Annotated in this window: 18 protein-coding genes; 4 read left to right on the forward strand and 14 right to left on the reverse strand. The window is 71.4% G+C overall.

The features are described 5' to 3' along the window. Positions 1-63 precede the first annotated feature (63 nt). The 4 genes from purQ to Q2K20_RS12745 form a co-directional block, all read right to left on the reverse strand. Positions 64-741, reverse strand: coding sequence for a phosphoribosylformylglycinamidine synthase subunit PurQ (gene purQ, locus Q2K20_RS12730; protein ID WP_069388989.1), 678 nt, complete (start codon positions 739-741; stop codon positions 64-66). Then, entirely contained in the window at positions 738-992 is a 255-nt protein-coding gene (gene purS, locus Q2K20_RS12735) for a phosphoribosylformylglycinamidine synthase subunit PurS (RefSeq protein WP_069388988.1), read from the reverse strand. The genes purQ and purS overlap by 4 nt, the downstream gene beginning before the upstream one ends. Positions 993-1,090: 98 nt before the next feature. Next, positions 1,091-1,795, reverse strand: coding sequence for a DUF2334 domain-containing protein (locus Q2K20_RS12740; protein WP_163377134.1), 705 nt, complete (start codon positions 1,793-1,795; stop codon positions 1,091-1,093). A gap of 136 nt (positions 1,796-1,931) precedes the next feature. Next, complete coding sequence (locus tag Q2K20_RS12745; protein ID WP_069389636.1) at positions 1,932-2,429, reverse strand: glutathione peroxidase; 498 nt, start codon at positions 2,427-2,429, stop codon at positions 1,932-1,934. Positions 2,430-2,492: 63 nt separating this feature from the next. On the opposite strand from Q2K20_RS12745, the gene Q2K20_RS12750 reads away from it, so the two are divergent. Then, a complete protein-coding gene (locus Q2K20_RS12750; RefSeq protein ID WP_069389637.1) occupies positions 2,493-2,771 on the forward strand; it encodes a helix-turn-helix transcriptional regulator in 279 nt (92 codons plus the stop codon). Beyond that, positions 2,768-3,322, forward strand: a complete 555-nt coding sequence (locus Q2K20_RS12755) for a hypothetical protein (RefSeq protein WP_069389638.1) — start codon at positions 2,768-2,770, stop codon at positions 3,320-3,322. The genes Q2K20_RS12750 and Q2K20_RS12755 overlap by 4 nt, the downstream gene beginning before the upstream one ends. Positions 3,323-3,508: 186 nt before the next feature. On the opposite strand, the gene Q2K20_RS12760 is transcribed toward Q2K20_RS12755, so the two are convergent. From Q2K20_RS12760 to Q2K20_RS12805, 10 genes are all read right to left on the reverse strand, one after another. Next, positions 3,509-5,779, reverse strand: coding sequence for a S9 family peptidase (locus tag Q2K20_RS12760; protein ID WP_132064008.1), 2,271 nt, complete (start codon positions 5,777-5,779; stop codon positions 3,509-3,511). Beyond that, positions 5,776-6,669, reverse strand: coding sequence for a phosphoribosylaminoimidazolesuccinocarboxamide synthase (locus Q2K20_RS12765; RefSeq protein ID WP_317176835.1), 894 nt, complete (start codon positions 6,667-6,669; stop codon positions 5,776-5,778). Before Q2K20_RS12765 ends, Q2K20_RS12760 begins: the two co-directional genes overlap by 4 nt. Before the next feature lie 70 nt (positions 6,670-6,739). After that, positions 6,740-7,603, reverse strand: coding sequence for an alpha/beta hydrolase (locus Q2K20_RS12770; RefSeq protein ID WP_132064009.1), 864 nt, complete (start codon positions 7,601-7,603; stop codon positions 6,740-6,742). A 68-nt stretch (positions 7,604-7,671) separates the two neighbouring features. Further along, a complete protein-coding gene (locus tag Q2K20_RS12775; RefSeq protein ID WP_132064010.1) occupies positions 7,672-7,869 on the reverse strand; it encodes a hypothetical protein in 198 nt (65 codons plus the stop codon). Positions 7,870-7,968: 99 nt separating this feature from the next. After that, positions 7,969-9,408 carry an adenylosuccinate lyase gene (gene purB, locus Q2K20_RS12780; protein WP_317176836.1) on the reverse strand — a complete coding sequence of 480 codons (1,440 nt, stop codon included), beginning with the start codon at positions 9,406-9,408 and terminating at the stop codon, positions 7,969-7,971. A 22-nt stretch (positions 9,409-9,430) separates the two neighbouring features. Next, positions 9,431-9,574 (reverse strand): hypothetical protein, encoded by a 144-nt coding sequence (locus Q2K20_RS12785; RefSeq protein ID WP_317176837.1) that lies wholly within the window; start codon positions 9,572-9,574, stop codon positions 9,431-9,433. Between the two features lie 68 nt (positions 9,575-9,642). Then, positions 9,643-10,818 carry an aminotransferase class I/II-fold pyridoxal phosphate-dependent enzyme gene (locus Q2K20_RS12790; RefSeq protein WP_317176838.1) on the reverse strand — a complete coding sequence of 392 codons (1,176 nt, stop codon included), beginning with the start codon at positions 10,816-10,818 and terminating at the stop codon, positions 9,643-9,645. 30 nt (positions 10,819-10,848) lie between these two features. Next, on the reverse strand, positions 10,849-12,537 hold the full coding sequence (locus Q2K20_RS12795; RefSeq protein ID WP_317176839.1) for a DASS family sodium-coupled anion symporter: 1,689 nt from the start codon (positions 12,535-12,537) through the stop codon (positions 10,849-10,851). 89 nt (positions 12,538-12,626) lie between these two features. Beyond that, entirely contained in the window at positions 12,627-14,099 is a 1,473-nt protein-coding gene (locus tag Q2K20_RS12800; protein ID WP_317176840.1) for a family 43 glycosylhydrolase, read from the reverse strand. A gap of 109 nt (positions 14,100-14,208) precedes the next feature. Beyond that, positions 14,209-15,840, reverse strand: a complete 1,632-nt coding sequence (locus tag Q2K20_RS12805; protein WP_317176841.1) for an AMP-binding protein — start codon at positions 15,838-15,840, stop codon at positions 14,209-14,211. 164 nt (positions 15,841-16,004) lie between these two features. Here Q2K20_RS12805 and Q2K20_RS12810 point away from each other — a divergent pair, with 164 nt between their 5' ends. Then, positions 16,005-17,156: an acyl-CoA dehydrogenase family protein gene (locus tag Q2K20_RS12810; protein WP_163375509.1), complete on the forward strand. Its 1,152-nt coding sequence runs from the start codon at positions 16,005-16,007 to the stop codon at positions 17,154-17,156. 83 nt (positions 17,157-17,239) lie between these two features. Beyond that, positions 17,240-17,824 (forward strand): isopentenyl-diphosphate Delta-isomerase, encoded by a 585-nt coding sequence (gene idi / locus Q2K20_RS12815; protein WP_386850702.1) that lies wholly within the window; start codon positions 17,240-17,242, stop codon positions 17,822-17,824. Positions 17,825-17,827 lie beyond the last annotated feature (3 nt).

Below are 17,827 nucleotides of genomic sequence, written 5' to 3' on the forward strand. Positions count from 1 at the left end.
AACACCGAAGGGCCCGCCGGGAGCAATCCCGGCGGGCCCTTCGCTCTGAGCGCAGCGTGCTGATCAGACCCTGACGATCGAGTCCAGCGCGGACAGGAACAGGCCCAGCCCGTCGTCGGACGGGCCGGTCAGCGGGTCGATCGCGTGCTCGGGGTGCGGCATGAGACCCACCACGCGACCGTCGGCGGAGCTGATGCCGGCGATGTTGTTGGTGGAACCGTTGGGGGCGTCACCGGCGAAGCGGAAGACCACGCGCCCCTCGGCCTCGAGCTTCTCGATGGTCTCGGGCGTGGCCATGTAGCGGCCCTCGCCGGACTTGAGCGGGATGAGGATCTCGGCATCCTGCTCGAACCGTGAGGTCCAGGCCGTGCCGTTGTTCTCCACCCGCAGCCACTCGTCGCGGCAGATGAAGTGCATGTCGCGATTGCGACCCATGGCGCCGGGCAGCAGCCCGGCCTCGCACAGGATCTGGAAACCGTTGCAGATCCCCAGCACGGGCATGCCGCCCTTCGCGGCCGAGATGACCTCACCCATGACGGGGGCCATCGAAGCGATGGCACCGCACCGCAGGTAGTCGCCGTAGGAGAAGCCGCCGGGGACCACCACGGCGTCGACGCCCTTGAGGTCGGCGTCGGCGTGCCACAGCGAAACCGCCTCGGCCCCGGCCCGGGTGACGGCACGGGAGGCGTCGATGTCGTCGAGCGTGCCGGGGAAGGTGATGACGCCGATCCGTGCGGTCACGAGGCCGCCTCCGCGGTGTCCACGCGGACGACCTTCCAGTCCTCGATCACGGTGTTGGCCAGGAGGGACGAAGCGATCTCCTCGAGCTCGGCCTCCGTCACACCGTCGGCGATCTCGAGTTCGAACCGCTTGCCCTGCCGTACGTCGGTGACGCCGCCGTGGCCCAGACGGCCGAGGGCTCGGTGGATGGCCTGACCCTGCGGATCGAGGATCTCGGCCTTGGGCATGACTTCGACGACGACTCGGGCCACGGTGGGAACTCCTCGATCGGACGGCTACGCGGAATGATCCCGGACCGGCCGGGACTCACTGGTCGATCCTACCCGCCGCTGGTCGCCGGACCGAAAGCTCACGCGGCACCCACAAGCGCGACCGGTGACCACTCGTAGCGGGCGGGCCGCGCACCGTGCTCGCCGACGACCGCGTCGACCGCGTCGAGCAGCGCCGACCGGGGTGCCCGGCGCGAGAGTTGCCCGGCCGCGACGTTGAGCCGGACCGTCCCGCCGGCCTCGGCGGTGCGCCCTGCCGCGGCGACGAGGGCCCGGCACCACCAGGCGTCGGCGACGAACCCCTCGCCGATCGAGAGCGCCCGACCCCGCTCGGTGGTGCCGCGCGGGAGGTCGTGGATCCCGGTCAGCGCGGCGCAGATGTGGAAGCCCGCTCCGGGGAGTGCCCGGAGGCATCCCGGGGAGGCGTTCCAGCGCGGCGGGGCGAACACCCGGGTCCGCAGGCCCATCTCCGCCATGAGCCGGTCGGCGGCGGTGAGACGCACGGCGGCCTCGGCGGGTCCGATCGAGGCGAACTCGGGCCTGCGGGGCCTGGTCGCCGCGTCGTCGTAACCGCCCAGCACGATGGCGTCGCCCCGCCGCCGGCGATGCCGCAGCCACTCCTGGGTGCCGTCGTCGTCGGCGAGTCGGTACTCGCGCCCCCGCCGCGGGGCGACGAGCAGCGAGACCGGCACGGATCGACGTTCGAGGTCGCCGACCAGGTCGACGGCGTGGTCGAGGGTGGTGTCGCGGAGTCCCGAGACCGAGACGATGAGGCGCGGGGTCATGGGGGGATCGTGTCAGGGAGTGATGACGCGGTGACGACGGCGAGGTGTACTCCAGATTGCCGAGCCCGACACAGTACCGAGACCGACATAGTGCCGACCCGACACAGTGCCGAGACCGATATCCCCGCCGGCGCGGTCAGATCGGAAGTGTCTCCTCGAGCGCGTCCACCAGTTCGGGGGCTCCGGGCTCGACCTTGGGACGGAACCGTCCGACGACCTCCCCCTCGGGCGAGAGCAGGAACTTCTCGAAGTTCCACTGCACGTCCCCCGCCTCACCGTCGGAGTCGGCCACCTTGGTGAGCTCGACGTAGAGCGGGTGTCGGTCGGGCCCGTTGACGTCGACCTTGGCCGCGAGCGGGAAGGTGATCCCGTACTTGCCGGAGGTGAACTCCTTGATGGCGTCCTCGTCACCCGGCTCCTGGCCCATGAACTGGTTGCAGGGGAACCCGATCACGAAGAGGCCGCGGTCGCGGTAGTCGTCCGCCAACTCCTGCAGCCCCTCGTACTGCGGGGTGAGCCCGCACTCGCTGGCGACGTTGACCACGAGGACCGCGTGGCCCGCGTAGTCGCCCATGCTGGCCTGCTCGCCGTCGATGGTGGTGAACGAGATGTCGTGAATGCTTCCGCTACTCATGTGATCCAGCCTACCCACAACGGACCATTGACAAATCGTTGGGTTTTCCCAACACTTAGATACATGAGCCCAGTCCGACGGGGAGAAAAGCTCCCCATTCACAACCGGATCGCCGTGTTGCGGGCCGAGCGCCGCCTGAGCCGTGCGGCGCTCGCCGAGCAGATCGAGGTCAACCCCCAGACCGTGGGGGCGCTCGAGAGAGGCGACCACTACCCGAGCCTGGATCTGGCCTTCCGGATCTGCGCGGTCTTCGACCTGCCGGTCGAGGCCGTGTTCTCCCGCGAGGAGTTCCGACCGATGTCCGCCGAGATCTACCGCCCCACCCGAGAGGACCGATCATGACCTCCAACCGCGTCGACACCCTCACCCGATCCGAGCAGCGATTCGAGAAGATGCAGACCCGGACGGAGGGCAGACTCCCGTCGTGGCGTACCCCGGGACGTCGCCGACTGCTCGTCCGCCTGAACTGGGCGAGCCTGGCGATCATGGCCGCGATCGCGGTGGCGGGTTACTTCTGGTTCCCGATCATCCTGGCCTGGCTCCCCATGACCGTGGTGATCTGCGTGGTCTGGACGATGCTGCGCATCACCATCGACTCCAAGGACACCGCCCCCGCCCGATACCTGGACGAGTTCGAGCTGGCGACGCTCCTGCAGGCCCGCTCTCAGTCGCTCTCGCTGGTCACGGGCGGACTGTTCGTGATCTCGATGGTGCTGATCTTCGGTTCGAGCTTCGAGATCGGCGACGGACACCGGCTCGCCTACGTGATGGGAGGCCTCGGCATCCTCACGTTCCTGGCCGGGGCGGTCATTCCCGCAGCCGCGATGACCCGCACCATGCCCCCCGAGAGCGCGGACGACTTCGCGCCCGCCGCCGCCGACCACACCGCCTGATCCCCAGGAGATCCGCTACCCCGATTCCGGATCCGCTACCCCGATGGGACCAGCGGATCCCGAATTGGAGTAGCGGATCCTCGGGGTGGGGTGGGCGCTGAGCGGGGTGGGCGCTGGGTGGGGTGGGCGCGCCTCCGGGTGGGCGCCGGGCGGGTCTAGCGGGCGGGCCGGGCGGGCCGGGCGGGTCTAGCCTGCGCCCGCCGTGCGGAGGGTCCACGCGTACTCGAACGCGGTCTGACGCCACCGCTCGTAGCGCCCGGACACTCCCCCGTGACCCGCGCTCATCTCGCAGCGCAGCAGCACCGGCCGGTCCGCCGAGTTGGCCGACGGGGACACCGCCCGCAGCCTGGCCACCCACTTGGCGGGCTCCACGTACAGCACCCGGGTGTCGTTGAGCGAGGTCACCGCGAGGATGGCCGGATAGTCCTTGGCCTCGATGTTCTCGTACGGGGCGTACGAGGCCATGTAGTCGTAGACCTCCTCGGAGTGCAGCGGATCGCCCCACTCGTCCCACTCGATCACCGTCAGCGGCAGCTCCGGCATGAGGATCGAGGTGAGCGGGTCGACGAACGGCACCACGGCCTGGATGCCCACGAACAACTCGGGGGCCAGGTTCGCGACCGCCCCCATCAGTAGTCCACCGGCACTGCCGCCCTCGGCGACCAGCCGGTCCGGGGAGGTGAGCCCGGAGTCGACCAGGTGTCGCGCACAGTCGACGAAGTCGGTAAAGGTGTTGCGCTTCGTGTGCGTCTTGCCGTTCTCGTACCAGAGCCGACCCATCTCACCGCCGCCCCGCACGTGCGCCACGGCGAAGGCCATCCCCCGGTCGAGCAGCGAGAGCCTCGCCACCGAGAACGCGGGATCGATACTGGTCTCGTACGAGCCGTAGCCGTACAGCAGCGTCGGCACCTGCTCGCCGGCATCGACGCGGGCGGCGGTGCCAGTGGACATCACCAGCGAGATCGGCACCCGGGTGCCGTCCGCGGCCGTCGCCCAGTCGCGTCGCTGGACGTAGCCGCTCGGGTCGTACCCGCCGAGCACCTCCTGCTCACGCAGCAGCGTCCGCTCCCCCGAGGCGAGGTCGAGCGAGTAGACCCGGCCCGGCGTGACGAACGAACCGAAGCCGAACCGCAGGACCGGCGAGTCCCACTCCGGGTTGGACCCCGGACCGGAGGTGTACAGCTCCTCGTCGAACTCGACGGGCTCGAACCGCCCGTACGCCTCGACTCCCGCCGTGGACCCCTGCTCGAGCGGCATCAGCGCGAACCGCGGCAGCGCCGCTTCGCGGTACCCCAGCACCAGCACGCGCGCGAAGGCGTCCACGCCCTCCACCCGGACGTCGTCGCGGTGGGCCACCAGCGTGCGCAGATCCCGCAGCTCGCCCTCGATCGGACCGACAGGCGCCTCGACCACCTCGTAGTTCGGGGCGCCGTCGTTGTGGGTGATGATGAACCGGTCCTCGCCACCGACGACCGCGTGCTCGACGTCGTACTCGACGCCCTCCTGCCGCGGCCGGACGCACCAGAACTCGCCGGCGGGATCGTTCGAGTCCAGGCACCACACCTCGGTGGTGATCTTGGACCCCGCCGCTATCTGCAGGAACTTCTCGCTGCGTGTCTCGCCGACCCCGATCCAGTAGGACTCGTCGGGCTCGTGGAAGACCTTGTCGTCGTCGTCCCTCGTCGTGCCCAGCCGGTGACGCCACACCGTGTCCGGTCGCCAGGCGTCATCGACGGTGACGTAGAAGACGTACCGGCCATCGCGGGACCAGGTCACGCCGGCGGCGATCCCGGAGATCTCCTCGTCCGGGGCCGTGTAGTCCGGGTCGAGCGAGCGGAAGCGCAGCGTGTACCGCTCGTCGCCCTCGGTATCGGTGGCCCACGCCAGTGCGCGGCCGTCGTGGCTGACCGAGAACGCGCCCAGCGCGAAGTAGTCGTGACCCTCCGCCTCGGCGTTTCCGTCGAGGAGCAACTGCTCACCCGGCAACTCCACGCCCGGGGAGACCTCGGGCGGAACCCAGCCCGCAGGGTCCGACGGGTCGTCGACGAACTGCTGCGGGACCGGGACCCGACAGTGCCTGGCGTACGAGCGGCCCTCCTCGGTGCGCGAGAAGTACCACCAGCCGCTGGCGCGCACCGGAACCGACATGTCGGTCTCCTTGACGCGGGAGCGGATCTCCTCGTAGACCTCGTCCTCCAGGGGTTTGAGGTCGGCGGTCATCGCATCGGTGTAGGCGTTCTCCGCCTCGAGGTAGGCACGGGTCGCGGGAGCGTCCTTGTCGCGCAACCACTCGTAGTCGTCGACGAAGACGCGGCCGTGGTGCTCGCGACGGAAAGGACGGCGCTCGGCCTGCGGCGGCGTGGGCGTCTGCCCCGTGGTGGTGGCTGTGGTGGCGGTCGCGGCGGCGGCGGTGTCGGTGGCTGCGGTGTCGGTGTCGGTCGTCTCGGTGGAGCTCACGCTGCGTCGCCCCCGATCCAGTCGGCGAACGAGCGGCCCGAGATGCGCTCGTAGGCCTCGATGTAGCGCGCCCGGGTCGCGTCCACGACCTCCTGCGGCAGAGCCGGTGGCGGGGTGTCGGCATCGGAGTTCCAGCCCGCCTCCGGGCCCGTCAACCAGTTCCGCACGTACTGCTTGTCGAAGCTCGGTTGCACACGGCCCGGCGAATACTCGTCAGCGGGCCAGTAGCGCGATGAGTCCGGGGTGAGCACCTCGTCGGCCAGGATCAGCTCCCCGTCGACCAGGCCGAACTCGAACTTGGTGTCGGCCAGCAGCACTCCGCGCTCGGCCGCCATCTCCGCGGCCCGCGCGTAGACGTCCAGCGTCGCCGTACGCAGCTGCTCGGCCAGCTCGGCCCCGACGATCCCGGTGAGCTGATCGAACGAGATGTTCTCGTCGTGATCCCCCACCGCCGCCTTGGTGGCCGGGGTGAAGATCGGCTCGGGCAGTCGGCTGGCCTCGACCAGGCCCCCGGGCAGCTCGATGCCACACACGGTCCCCGACTCCCGGTACTCGGTCATCCCCGACCCGGTCAGGTAACCGCGGGCCACACACTCGGCCGGAACCATGTCGAGTCGACGGACCACCATCGCGCGGCCGAGCACCTCGAGCGGGATGCGCTCGTCGTCCAGCGTCCCGTCCAGGTGGTTGGGCACGTCGAGGGCGTCGAAGAAGTAGGCGCTCATCGCGGTGAGCACGCGGCCCTTGTCCGGGATGGGCGTGCCGAGGACGTGGTCGTAGGCGGAGATGCGGTCGGTGGCCACCAGGAGGAGCGTCTCACCGTCGATCTCGTACAGCTCGCGGACCTTTCCGGAGACGAGATGGCGGTAAGAGGAGAGATCGGGTCGCATGACGGCCAGCGTAGCCGGACGCCCACGTCCCGAGTCGAGACCGTCGGCCCCCACCCGTGGTTGGTCGGACTCAGCCCAGTCGGGCCTCGAGCCACTCCCCCAACGCCGCGTACGCGTCCTCGGCGCACAGGTCGTTGAACAGCTCGTGGAGGCCGCCCTCGAACTCCCGGTAGGTGATCTCCGGGCGCGGGTCGTGGTCCGAACCGGCGATCTGCGCGAAGCGCCGCGCGCCCGACGGGTAGGTGATGGTGTCGGCCGAGCCGTTGAGGATCAGCGTCGGCAACCGCAGTGCCGGCGACCGCTCGATGAACTTGAGGCCGCCGGCGAGCATCGTCCCCGCCGTCACCGCGGGCACGCCCTTGTGGTGGACCAGCGGATCCGAGGTGTAGTCCTCGACGTACTCGGGCACTCGGGAGATGTCGTGCGGGTCGAGCTTCTCCACCGGCAGGAACGGCAGGAGACGAGCGATCACGGGCGCCGCCACGCGCAGCGGTGCCGGTGTCCCCTCGCCCACGACGAGCCCGGGCGAGGAGAGGATGAGGCCCTTGAGGTCCCACGGCCGCCGGAGCGCGGACTCCCCCGCGATCAACCCGCCCATCGAATGCCCCATCAGCAGCCGGGGCAGGGACTCGGCCCCGCCGCCCTCGGCGGACCGGCTCCACTCCACCACCGCGTCACGCACCGCGAGGTTGTCGCGGATGTGCGTCTCTATCGACACCTTGGCGCGGGGCCCGGGAGCCGTGCCGTGGCCGCGCAGATCGTAGGAGGCAACACTGATCCCCCGGTCGGTGAGGAAGCGGATCGTCCGCCCGTACCGGCCGGAGTGCTCGGCGAAGCCGTGCACGAGCAGCAGCAACGCCCGGGGCTGGTCAGCGTGGTGCAGGGTCGCCTGCAGGCCGGAGGTGCCGGGGACGGGGATGGGGGTCTGGCGCATGCTGCACAGACTAGTGCCAGCCCGCCCGGGGCCGAGGCCGATCGCCTGGGGCCGATCGGGCAAAGGCCTCAGATCCCGAGCTGGTCCAAGATGAGGCTGCCGGCGCCGAGCGGCATCAGAGAGAACGCGATCGGAACGTAGAACTGCTGCATGAACGCCCCCGGGTCGATCCCGACGGCCGAACTGGCGGTGGCGAACCCGGCCTGGATCATCCCGAACACGTCGTACAGTGCGCCCCCGAGGGAGCCGCTGGGCCTCGTGACCATGCTGTGGTCCTTCCCTGTCACTCGGCGACGGGAGGGCCCCGCCTCCGTCGGTGTACAGGACTTATCGGGCGGGGGGCCCGGCGAGTTACGGACAGGCTGTCAGAGGATCGAACCCGGCGCGTAGCCGGCCGCCTCCGGGTGGCGGGCCACGAGCGCCTCGACGCGGGCGGCGACCGCGTCGACCTGGTCGCCGGCAGCGCCGACGAACGCGGCACGATCCGCGAGCGCCTCCTCGAGCGCGGCGCGATCCAGCGGCAGCCGGTCGTCGGCGGCGAGCCGGTCCAGCAGATCGGGTTCGCGGCCCTCCTCGCGCATGGCCAGCGCCACCGCCACCGCGTTGGACTTGATCGCCTCGTGGGCGACCTCGCGGCCGACCCCGGCGCGCACCGCGGCCATGAGGACCTTCGTGGTGGCGAGGAACGGCAGGTAGCGCTGGAGCTCCTTGTCGATCACGGCCGGGTAGGCGCCGAACTCGTCGAGCACGGTGAGGAACGTCTCGAACATGCCGTCCAGGGCGAAGAACGCATCCGGCAGCGCGACACGACGCACCACGGAGCAGAAGACGTCGCCCTCGTTCCACTGCGCGCCCGCGAGTTCGGCGGCCATGGAGCCGTAACCGCGGAGCACGACCTGCAGACCGTTCACGCGCTCGCAGGAGCGGGTGTTCATCTTGTGCGGCATCGCGGACGAGCCGACCTGGCCGGGCTGGAAGCCCTCGGTGACCAGCTCGTGCCCGGCCATGAGCCGGATGGTCTGGGCCAACGACGATGGGCCTGCGCCGAGCTGGACGAGCGCCGAGACGACCTCGTGGTCCAACGACCGCGGGTAGACCTGGCCCACCGAGTCGAAGGTGCGGGCGAAGCCGAGATGCTCGGCGATCCGCCCCTCGAGCTCGGTCATCTTGGCGGCGTCGCCACCGAGGAGGTCGAGCATGTCCTGCGCCGTGCCCATCGGGCCCTTGATGCCGCGCAGGGGGTACCGCTCGAGCAACGACTCCACGCGCTCCAACGCCACCAGCAGTTCGTCGGCCGCGGAGGCGAAACGCTTGCCCAGCGTGGTGGCCTGCGCGGCGACGTTGTGGCTGCGCCCGGCCATCACGGTGTCGCGGTGGGCGACGGCGTGCTCGGCCAGACGCCGGACCGCGGCGACGCCCCGGTCGCGGACGAGCTCGAGTGACCGCACCACCTGGAGCTGCTCGACGTTCTCGGTGAGGTCCCGGCTCGTCATGCCCTTGTGGATGTGCTCGTGGCCGGCGAGGGCGTTGAACTCCTCGATGCGGGCCTTGACGTCGTGCCGGGTGACGCGCTCGCGCTCGGCGATCGAGCCGAGGTCGACGCGGTCGATCACGGCTTCGTAGGCCTCGATCACCCCGTCGGGGACGTCGATGCCCAGGTCGCGTTGTGCGCGCAGCACCGCGATCCACAGCTGCCGCTCGAGCACGATCTTGTGCTCGGCGGACCACAGCGTGGCCAGGTCGGCGCTCGCGTAGCGCGAGGCGAGGACGTTGGAGATGCGGGGCTTGCTGCTCTGGGCGGTCACGCCCCCCAGTATCGCAGCCCGGTCAGGAGATCATCGAGCCGCCGGTGGACCCGGCCAGGATCTCCCGGGCGTTGAGGTAGACCTGCTCCACCGTGAGCGGAGCCTGCGCCAGCAGCCACGGCCGGGTGACGTAGACGAGGGCGGTGATGATCTCGGCGGAACCCATGCGCCGACGGTAGCGTTCCCCGGCCGCCGGCGGGGGCCGTACATCACAGCCGCCCACGGGGCCGGTACCTACGGGGTGAGCACGGCCTCCAGCCGGTCCATGGCCTGGGAGATCTCCTCGGTGCCGCCGGCGAAACTCAGCCGGACGGTGTGGCCACCGTCGACGGTGTCGAAGTCGACGCCCGGCGTCAGCGCGACCCCGGTTCGCTCGAGGACCTCCGCGCACCACGCCACCGAGTCGTCGGTCCAGCGTGAGACGTCGAAGTACGCGTAGAAGGCGCCGTCCGGAGGGGCGATCTCCCCGACGCCCAGCTCGCCCAGCCGGCGCAGGACCAGGTCGCGGTTGCGGGCGTACCGCTCGACGTGACCGTCCAGCTCCGCGGCGGCGGTCTCGGTGAACGCAGCGACGGCGGCGAACTGGGCGTCGGCGGGCGGACAGATGGTGAGGTTGCCGATCAGGCGGTCCACGGGGTCACGCAGGTACTGCGGGAGCAGCATCCAGCCGATCCGCCAGCCGGTCATCGAGAAGTATTTGGACACCGAGCCCATGACCACGGCCTCGCGGCTGGTCTGCCACGCGCTCGCGCACCGGCGGCCGTAGGTGACGCCGTGGTAGATCTCGTCGCTGACGAGCAGCGTGCCGTGGGCCTCGCACCAGCGCGCGAGAGCCTCGAGTTCGCCCGCGTCGATGATCGTGCCGGTGGGGTTCGCCGGGCTCGCCACGATGAGGCCGGCGGGCGCGTGGCCCAGTTCCGCCGTGACCGCCTCGAGCTGCGCGACCGTGGGTTGGTACCGGGTCTCGTGGCCGCAGGCGATCTCGTGGACCCGGCAGCCCAGGGCCTGGAGGGTGTTGCGGTAGGCGGGGTAGCCGGGGCGTGCCATGACGACGGTGTCGCCGGGGTCGAACGCGGCGAGGAACAGCACGGTGAAGCCTCCGGAGGACCCGGTGGTGACGACGACGTCGTCGGCCGTCACGTCCACCCCGTCCCGCCGCCGGTGGTACCCCGCGATCGCCTCGCGGAGCGGCCGGATGCCCAGCGCCTCGGTGTAGCCGAGGATCTCGGTGTCCAGGGCGTGGCGGGCGGCGGCGAGTACCGGGCCGGGGGCCGGGGTCGAGGGCTGGCCCGCGCACAGCGAGATGACGTCGCCGTGGGTCTCCTGCCGGCGGGCGGCGGCGGCGAGGACGCTCATGACGTGGAAGGGCTCGACGGCCGAGCGGCGGGAGGGTTCGCGTGCGACGGGCATGCCCCCGACGCTAGCGCGCCGGTCAGACGATCAGCCGGTCAGCCCGAACACCCACACCAACAGCGTCATGGTGACCGCGGTGATGGCGATCAGCCCGATCAGGTTGAGCCAGATCCCGCCGCGGATCATCTGCCCGATGGTCACGTATCCCGAGCCGTAGGCGATCGCGTTGGGCGGGGTCGCCACCGGGAGCATGAAGGCGCAGGTGGCGGCGAGCGCGACCGGGACGGCCAGGAACATCGGGTCCAGGTCCAGGCCGAGGGCGACGCCGCCGGCCACCGGCAGGAACGTGGCGGCGGTGGCGGTGTTGCTCGTCAGCTCGGTGAGGAACAGGACCCCGGCGGCCGCGACGAGCACCAGCGCGACGGTCGGCAGCGCGTCGAGCGCCGACGCCTGCTCGCCGATCCACCCGGTGAGCCCGGAACCGGAGAACTGTGCGGACAGTGCCAGTCCGCCGCCGAACAGCAGCAGCACGCCCCACGGCAGGCCCAGCGCGGCGTCCCAGGTGAGCAGCCGCACCCCGCGCTCGGTGCCGGCCGGCAGCAGGAACAGCAGCAGTCCGGCAGTGAGCGCGATCCCGGCGTCCGAGATCGGCGGGTCCTCCCACACCAGCGGCACGGCCACCCAGGCCACGGCCGCCGCGACGAACACCGCCAGGACGCGCCGTTCGCCCGACGAGGTCGGGCCGAGCCTGCGCAGTTCGTCGTCGAACAGTGCCCGACCGCCGGGGATCCGCTCGATCTCGGGACGGAACAGCACCTTGGTGAGGAGGAACCACGTGATCACGAGCATGACCACCGCCAGCGGGAGTCCGACCAGCATCCAGCGTCCGAAGCCCAGGACGATGTCGTGCTCGCCCTCCAGGTAGCCGGCGAGGAGGGTGTTGGGCGGGGTGCCGATGATGGTCGCCAGCGAGCCGACCGACGCCGCGTAGGCGATGCCCAGCATCAGCGCGGTGCCGAAGTTCGACCGGATCACGGCCTGCTTCACCTGTTCGGAACGCGGATCGGACGAGGAGTCCATCCGGGGGATCGCGTCCTCGTCGTCGTTCCCACCGGCGCTGCCGTTCCCACCGGCACGGTCCTTCCCACCGAGCTCGGAGGCGAGCATCAGCACCGACACCCCGATCGGGAGCATCATCACCGCCGTGGCCGTGTTGGACACCCACATGCTCAGGAACGCGGTGGCGATCATGAACCCGGCGACCACCCGGGTCGACCGGGTACCCATCGCGCGCACGGTGAGCAGGGCGATCCGCCGGTGCAGGTTCCAGCGCTGCATGGCGATCGCGATGAGGAAGCCGCCCATGAACAGGAAGATGATGTTGTTGCCGTACTCGGCGCCCACGTCGTTGACCGAGACGTCCTGACCCAGGACGGGGAAGACGATGAGCGGCACCAGCGCGGTGGCCGGGATGGGGATGCACTCGGTCATCCACCAGATGCCGAGCAGGACCGCCACCGCCGCGGTGAGGCGCGCGTTGTGTTCGAGATCGCCCGGCATGACCAGGTACACGATCACGGCCGCCGCCAGCCCGGCGACGGTGCCGATCACGCTGCGGACGAACTCACCCCGCGGCACCGCGGGTTCGAGCTCGCCGGGCGACTTCTGGTCGATCTCCATCCCGCGGTCGGGGTCCGGCTCCAGACCCCTCAGGTGTGGTGCCATCACGATCCTGCGGTCGTCGGTGCCGCCCGCGCCCGTTCCCCCGCCGGTCATGGCCCGCTCCCTCCGCCGGTCACCCCGGCGCCTACCAGCGGGGTGCTCTGGCGATCACGGTAACCCCGGGACGGCGGCCTCACATCCGATCAGGAGCCGGTCGATCCGATCGGGGCGGATCCGAGTGCGCCCGATCCGAGTGACAGGGTGCCGTCCGGGGCGACCTCGAGGCCGAACACCGCCAGTTCCTGCGCCGCGCCGCCGTCCGCGGCACCGATCGAGATCACCAGCTCGTGGCGGCCCGGGGCGAGCGGTGCGGCCGGCCGCAGCGTCAGCGGGCGGTCCACCGACGCCCCGGCGCCCACGCTCACTGGCACGGCCGGCAGGTCCCCGGTGCCGGTCACGATCGGCAATGCGAGCCGTCGCTTGTCCGGGCCGGTGATGGTGGCCCGGACCTCGCCGGAATACGCCGTGCCGGTGGAGGCGACCCGTACCGACAGGTCGATCACCTCGTCGCCGTCGGCGGTGTCGTCGTCGCCCGGTCGCAGTGCGGCCTGCCCCACCGCGGTGAGTCGGACGGGGAGCGCGACCACCGGATCGGCGGGCCGCGCCTCCGACGGCGTGCCGTCCCCGACGACCGGCCAGCCGCCCACCCAGTCCAGACGGTCGAGCATGAGGTAGCGCCGCTGCACGCCGCTGGGCAGCACCGCGTTGCCGCGGGGCGCGGCGTGGTAGAGCATCCAGTCCCCGCCGGCGTCGTCGGTGGCCACGTCCACGTGCCCCGGGCCCACCCAGTCGGTGTCGCCGCGCAGGATGACGTCACCGGGAAGGGGCTCGCCCGGCGCCTGCACCAACGGGCGCCCGGTCCTGTCCTCGTACGGCCCGAACAGCCCGTCGGCGCGGCCGCCCAGCACGCGGTACTGCGAGGCCTCCCCGTCGCAGCACAGCCCGGCGCTGGTGAACAGGTGCGTGCGCCCCTGACGGGTGACCACGGCCGGGGCCTCCACGCCGGTGCCGGCGACGAGCACGGGGTCGCCGTCCAGCACCGTGCCGGTGGCGTTCATCGGCACCGCGTGGATGCCCTCGAAGTTCCCCATGAGCATGACCGGGCCCGCGTCGGTGACCACTACCTCGGGGTCCATGGGATCCAGGTCCTGATACGGCTCCGGGGCGCCGTGGCAGACGATCGGCGCCGGATCGTGCGTCCACGGGCCGTCGACGCCCGGCGCGGTGGCCCGGCCGATACAGGGTGCTGCGCCCCCGGTCGTGTAGTACATGACGGCGCCCGTCGCGGTGATGTGGACGTCGGGCGCCCACAGGAACGAACCGGGCGGGGCCCACGCGGGCCGGGCGGCGAACGCGTCGCCCACGTACTCCCACTCCACCAGGTCGAAGGACCGGAAGTGCGGGATGAGGCGGGACCCGGCGCCGTCGCCCCAGTCGTCCGAGGTCGCGTGGACGTGGAACGCCCCGTCGGCGCCGCGCTGCACGGAGGGGTCGGGGGCGACCGAGGAGATCACCGGGTTGGCCGCCGCCGTCGCCGCGGTGGTCGCCGAGGCGAGAGGGACGACGACGACGAGCGCCGCGGACACGAGAGCACGGGCAGCCGCGGCCGGTTTCATGTGCTGAGGGTAGACCCGCCACGGGGTGTGTGAACCCCGTTCACCGCGTTCGGCCGGGGCGGATCCGGCGGTGGCAGCGTGCGGCGCGGGCCGCCTCAGTCCGGCGCGCTCAGGCCTGTCCGGCGCGCTCCTTGCGCAGCAGGAACCGCTGGATCTTGCCCGACGGGGTCTTGGGCAGCTCGCGGACGAAGTGGATCCGGCGCGGGAAGGCGTGGGCGGCGAACTCCGTCTTGACCCACTTCTGTAGGCCGGACTCGGCCTCCGGGCCACCCTCCACGCCGTCGCGCAGGACCACGTACGCCTCGAGGACCTCCCCGGCCAGGTCGTCGGGGACGCCGATGACCGCCGACTCGAGCACGTCCGGGTGCTTGGCCAGGACGGACTCCACGTCGAACGGGCCGATGCGGTACCCGGACATGATGATCACGTCGTCGTCGCGGCTCGAGAAGTAGAAGTGGCCGTCCGCGTCGAGCTTGGCGGCGTCGCCGGTGTAGTACCAGCGCCCGTCCGCGCTGAAGCGCTCGGCGGTCTTCTCCGGGGCCTGGTGGTAGCCGGTGAACCACATCAGGGGGCTGGCGGGGACGTCGATCGCCACGCGGCCCAGCTCGCCCACGGGGGCGGGCTCGTCGTAGTCCGCGGCGAGCACGGTGCACGACCAGCCCGGCAGCGGCACGCCCATGGAGCCCGGGCGCACGTCCTCACGCAGCGAGTCGTGCCACGGGTTGATGATGAACATCCCGTGCTCGGTCTGGCCGTACTGGTCGCGCACCTCGACGCCGAACTGCTCGGTCGACCACTCGATCACCTCGGGGGTGAGCGGCTCACCGGCGGCCGAGGCTCGGCGGAGCGTGACGTCGGCCGGCGCGATGTCCCGCTTGGCCCGCATGGTGCGGTACACGGTCGGCGCGGCCGCGAAGTTGGTGACGTGGAAGTACTGCAGGACCGCGAACGCCAGCTCCGGGCTGTAGCGGGCGTGCAGCAGCAGGCTCCGACGGCCGACCGCCAGCGGGCCGAGGATGCCGTAGTAGAGGCCGTACGCCCAGCCCGGGTCGGCACCGTTCCAGAACACGTCGTCGGCCCGCACGTCCAGGCCCGTCTCGATGTACTGGTGGAACGCGGCCAGGGCGCGCACCGGCACGACGACGCCCTTCGGGGTGCCGGTGGTGCCGGAGGTGAACAGCATGACCAGGCCGGCGTCCGGACCGGTGACCGCCGCGGCGAGGCAGGGCTGCTGGGCGGCGGTGATCGTGGCCAGGTCGAGGTCGCCGTCTCGGGCCTCGGGGCAGTCCGCCAGGCCGGCGACGACCACCGGGACGGCGACGCTCTCGAGCTTTCCGCGCTGGTCCGCGTCGGAGACGACCACCTTGGCGTCGCCACCTGTGAGACGCATCTCGATGGCCGGCCACGCGAACGCGGTGAACAGCGGCATGTGGACGGCACCGAGTCGCCAGATCCCCATGAGGGTGAACACCAGGTCCGCGGACTTGGACATCAGCGTGGCCACCCGGTCGCCCTCGCCCACGCCGAGCTCGGCCAGCGCCGCGGCGACCTTCTCGCTCTCGGTCCGCAGCTCGCCGTAGGTGATGTCCCGCCCGGACAGGTCGGCGTCGATGACGGTGAAGGCGACCGCCTCGGGGGCGTGGCGGTCGCACAGGAACTCCGCGGCGCTCGCACCGGGGACGTCGTAGATTTCCAGCAACTGCTCCGGCGACAGGGGCGTGGACGCGGTGTTCTCGGTCATACCGCCAGATTGTGGCGCACGTGAACCACGACGCACCAGCAGCACCCACCAACGGGCACCCCCACTATCGGGGCTGGGCGTGCCGCGTCCCGGCGGTGCACTCTAATGGGAGCCGACCGACCCCGGGGACCGCACGGTCCCCCACCCGCACCCGGAGGACCCCCATGGCCGTGGACCGCCTGCTCCCCAGCGACGAGGCGTACGAACTGCTCGAGATGACGCGTTCCGTCGCGGATAAACTCCTCGAGCCGATCGCCGCCGAGCACGAGCGGAACCACACCTACCCCCAGGGCCTGTTCGCCCAGCTCGGCGAGGTCGGGCTGCTGGGCCTGCCCTACCCGGAGGAGTTCGGCGGCGGCGACCAGCCCTACGAGGTGTACCTCCAGGTGTTGGAGGAGCTCGGCGCCCGCTGGGCGGCCGTCGCCGTGGCGACCAGCGTGCACGGCCTGTCCTGCTTCCCGCTCGCCACCGCCGGGACCGACGAGCAGAAGGCCGAGTGGTTGCCGGGAATGCTCGCCGGCGAGCAGATCGGCGCGTACTCGCTGTCCGAGCCGCAGGCCGGGTCGGACGCCGCCGCCCTGCGGTGCCGCGCGGAGCGGGAGGGCGACGGCCCGGGCTCCGTGTTCGTCGTCAACGGCACCAAGTCGTGGATCACCCACGGCGGGATCGCGGACGTCTACAACACCTTCGTCCGCACCAGCGAGGGCTCCCGTGGGATCTCGTGCCTGCTCATTCCGCGCGAGACCGAGGGCCTGCACTTCGGCAAGCCCGAGGACAAGATGGGCCTCAACGGCGTCCCCACCACCACCGCCTCGTACGAGGGCGCCCGGGTCGACGCGGACCGCCTGCTCGGCGCGGAGGGCGACGGCCTGCGCATCGCGTTCTCGGCCCTGGACTCCGGCCGCCTCGGGATCGCCGCGGTGGCCACCGGCATCGCCCAGCGCGCCCTCGACGACGCGGTCGCCTATGCCCGCGAGCGCGAGGCGTTCGGCAAGACGATCATCGGCCACCAGGGGCTGGGCTTCCTCCTCGCCGACATGGCCGCCGCGGTGGCCTCGGCCCGCGCCTCCTACCTCGACGCCGCCCGCCGCAAGGACGCCGGCCGCCCGTACTCGCGGGAGGCCTCGATCGCCAAGCTCACCGCCACCGACGCCGCCATGAAGGTGACGACCGACGCGGTGCAGGTCCTGGGCGGTGTGGGTTACACCCGCGAGTTCCCGGTCGAGCGGTACATGCGCGAGGCCAAGATCACCCAGATCTTCGAGGGCACCAACCAGATCCAGCGGCTGGTGATCGCCCGCAGCCTCGCGGGCTGATCGACTGCCGGCGGCGCCCCGCGCGGCGGCCCTCCGGCTGCGCGCGGCGGCCGGGCCCGCCGGAAATGCCTAGGCTGGGCGGCATGTCCTCCCCTTCCGAGCCCCCCGCCACCGCCGGGTCCCGCGCCGCCGGGTCGCCGTCCATGCCGACCGAGCTCGTCGTCCTCCTCGACGACGACGCCAACCCGATCGGTACCGCCGACAAGGCCACGGTCCACACCACGGATACGCTGCTGCACCTGGCGTTCTCGTGCCATGTCGTCGACGACGAGGGGCACGTGCTCCTCACCCGGAGAGCTCTGGACAAGCGGACCTGGCCCGGTATCTGGACGAACTCGTTCTGCGGCCACCCCGGTCCGGGCGAGGATCCGGTCGAGGCGATAGTCCGGCGGGCCGAGCAGGAGCTCGGAACCCGAGTGGACTCGATCGAACCCGCGGTACCGGACTTCCGCTATCGGGCCGTCGACGACTCGGGAATCGTCGAGAACGAGATCTGTCCGGTGTTCACCGCCCGCATCCGCGCCGAGGTGAACCCGCGGGCCGACGAGGTGTGCGCGCACCACTGGGCCCGTCCGGCGGATGTCCGCACCTCGGTCGACGCCACCCCGTTCGCCTTCAGCCCGTGGTTGGTCGCGCAGGTGCCCCGGATGGAGCTCTACTCGCGCTGATCG

It is taken from the genome of Dietzia sp. IN118, assembly GCF_032905965.1.
GTDB classification, from domain to species: domain Bacteria; phylum Actinomycetota; class Actinomycetes; order Mycobacteriales; family Mycobacteriaceae; genus Dietzia; species Dietzia kunjamensis.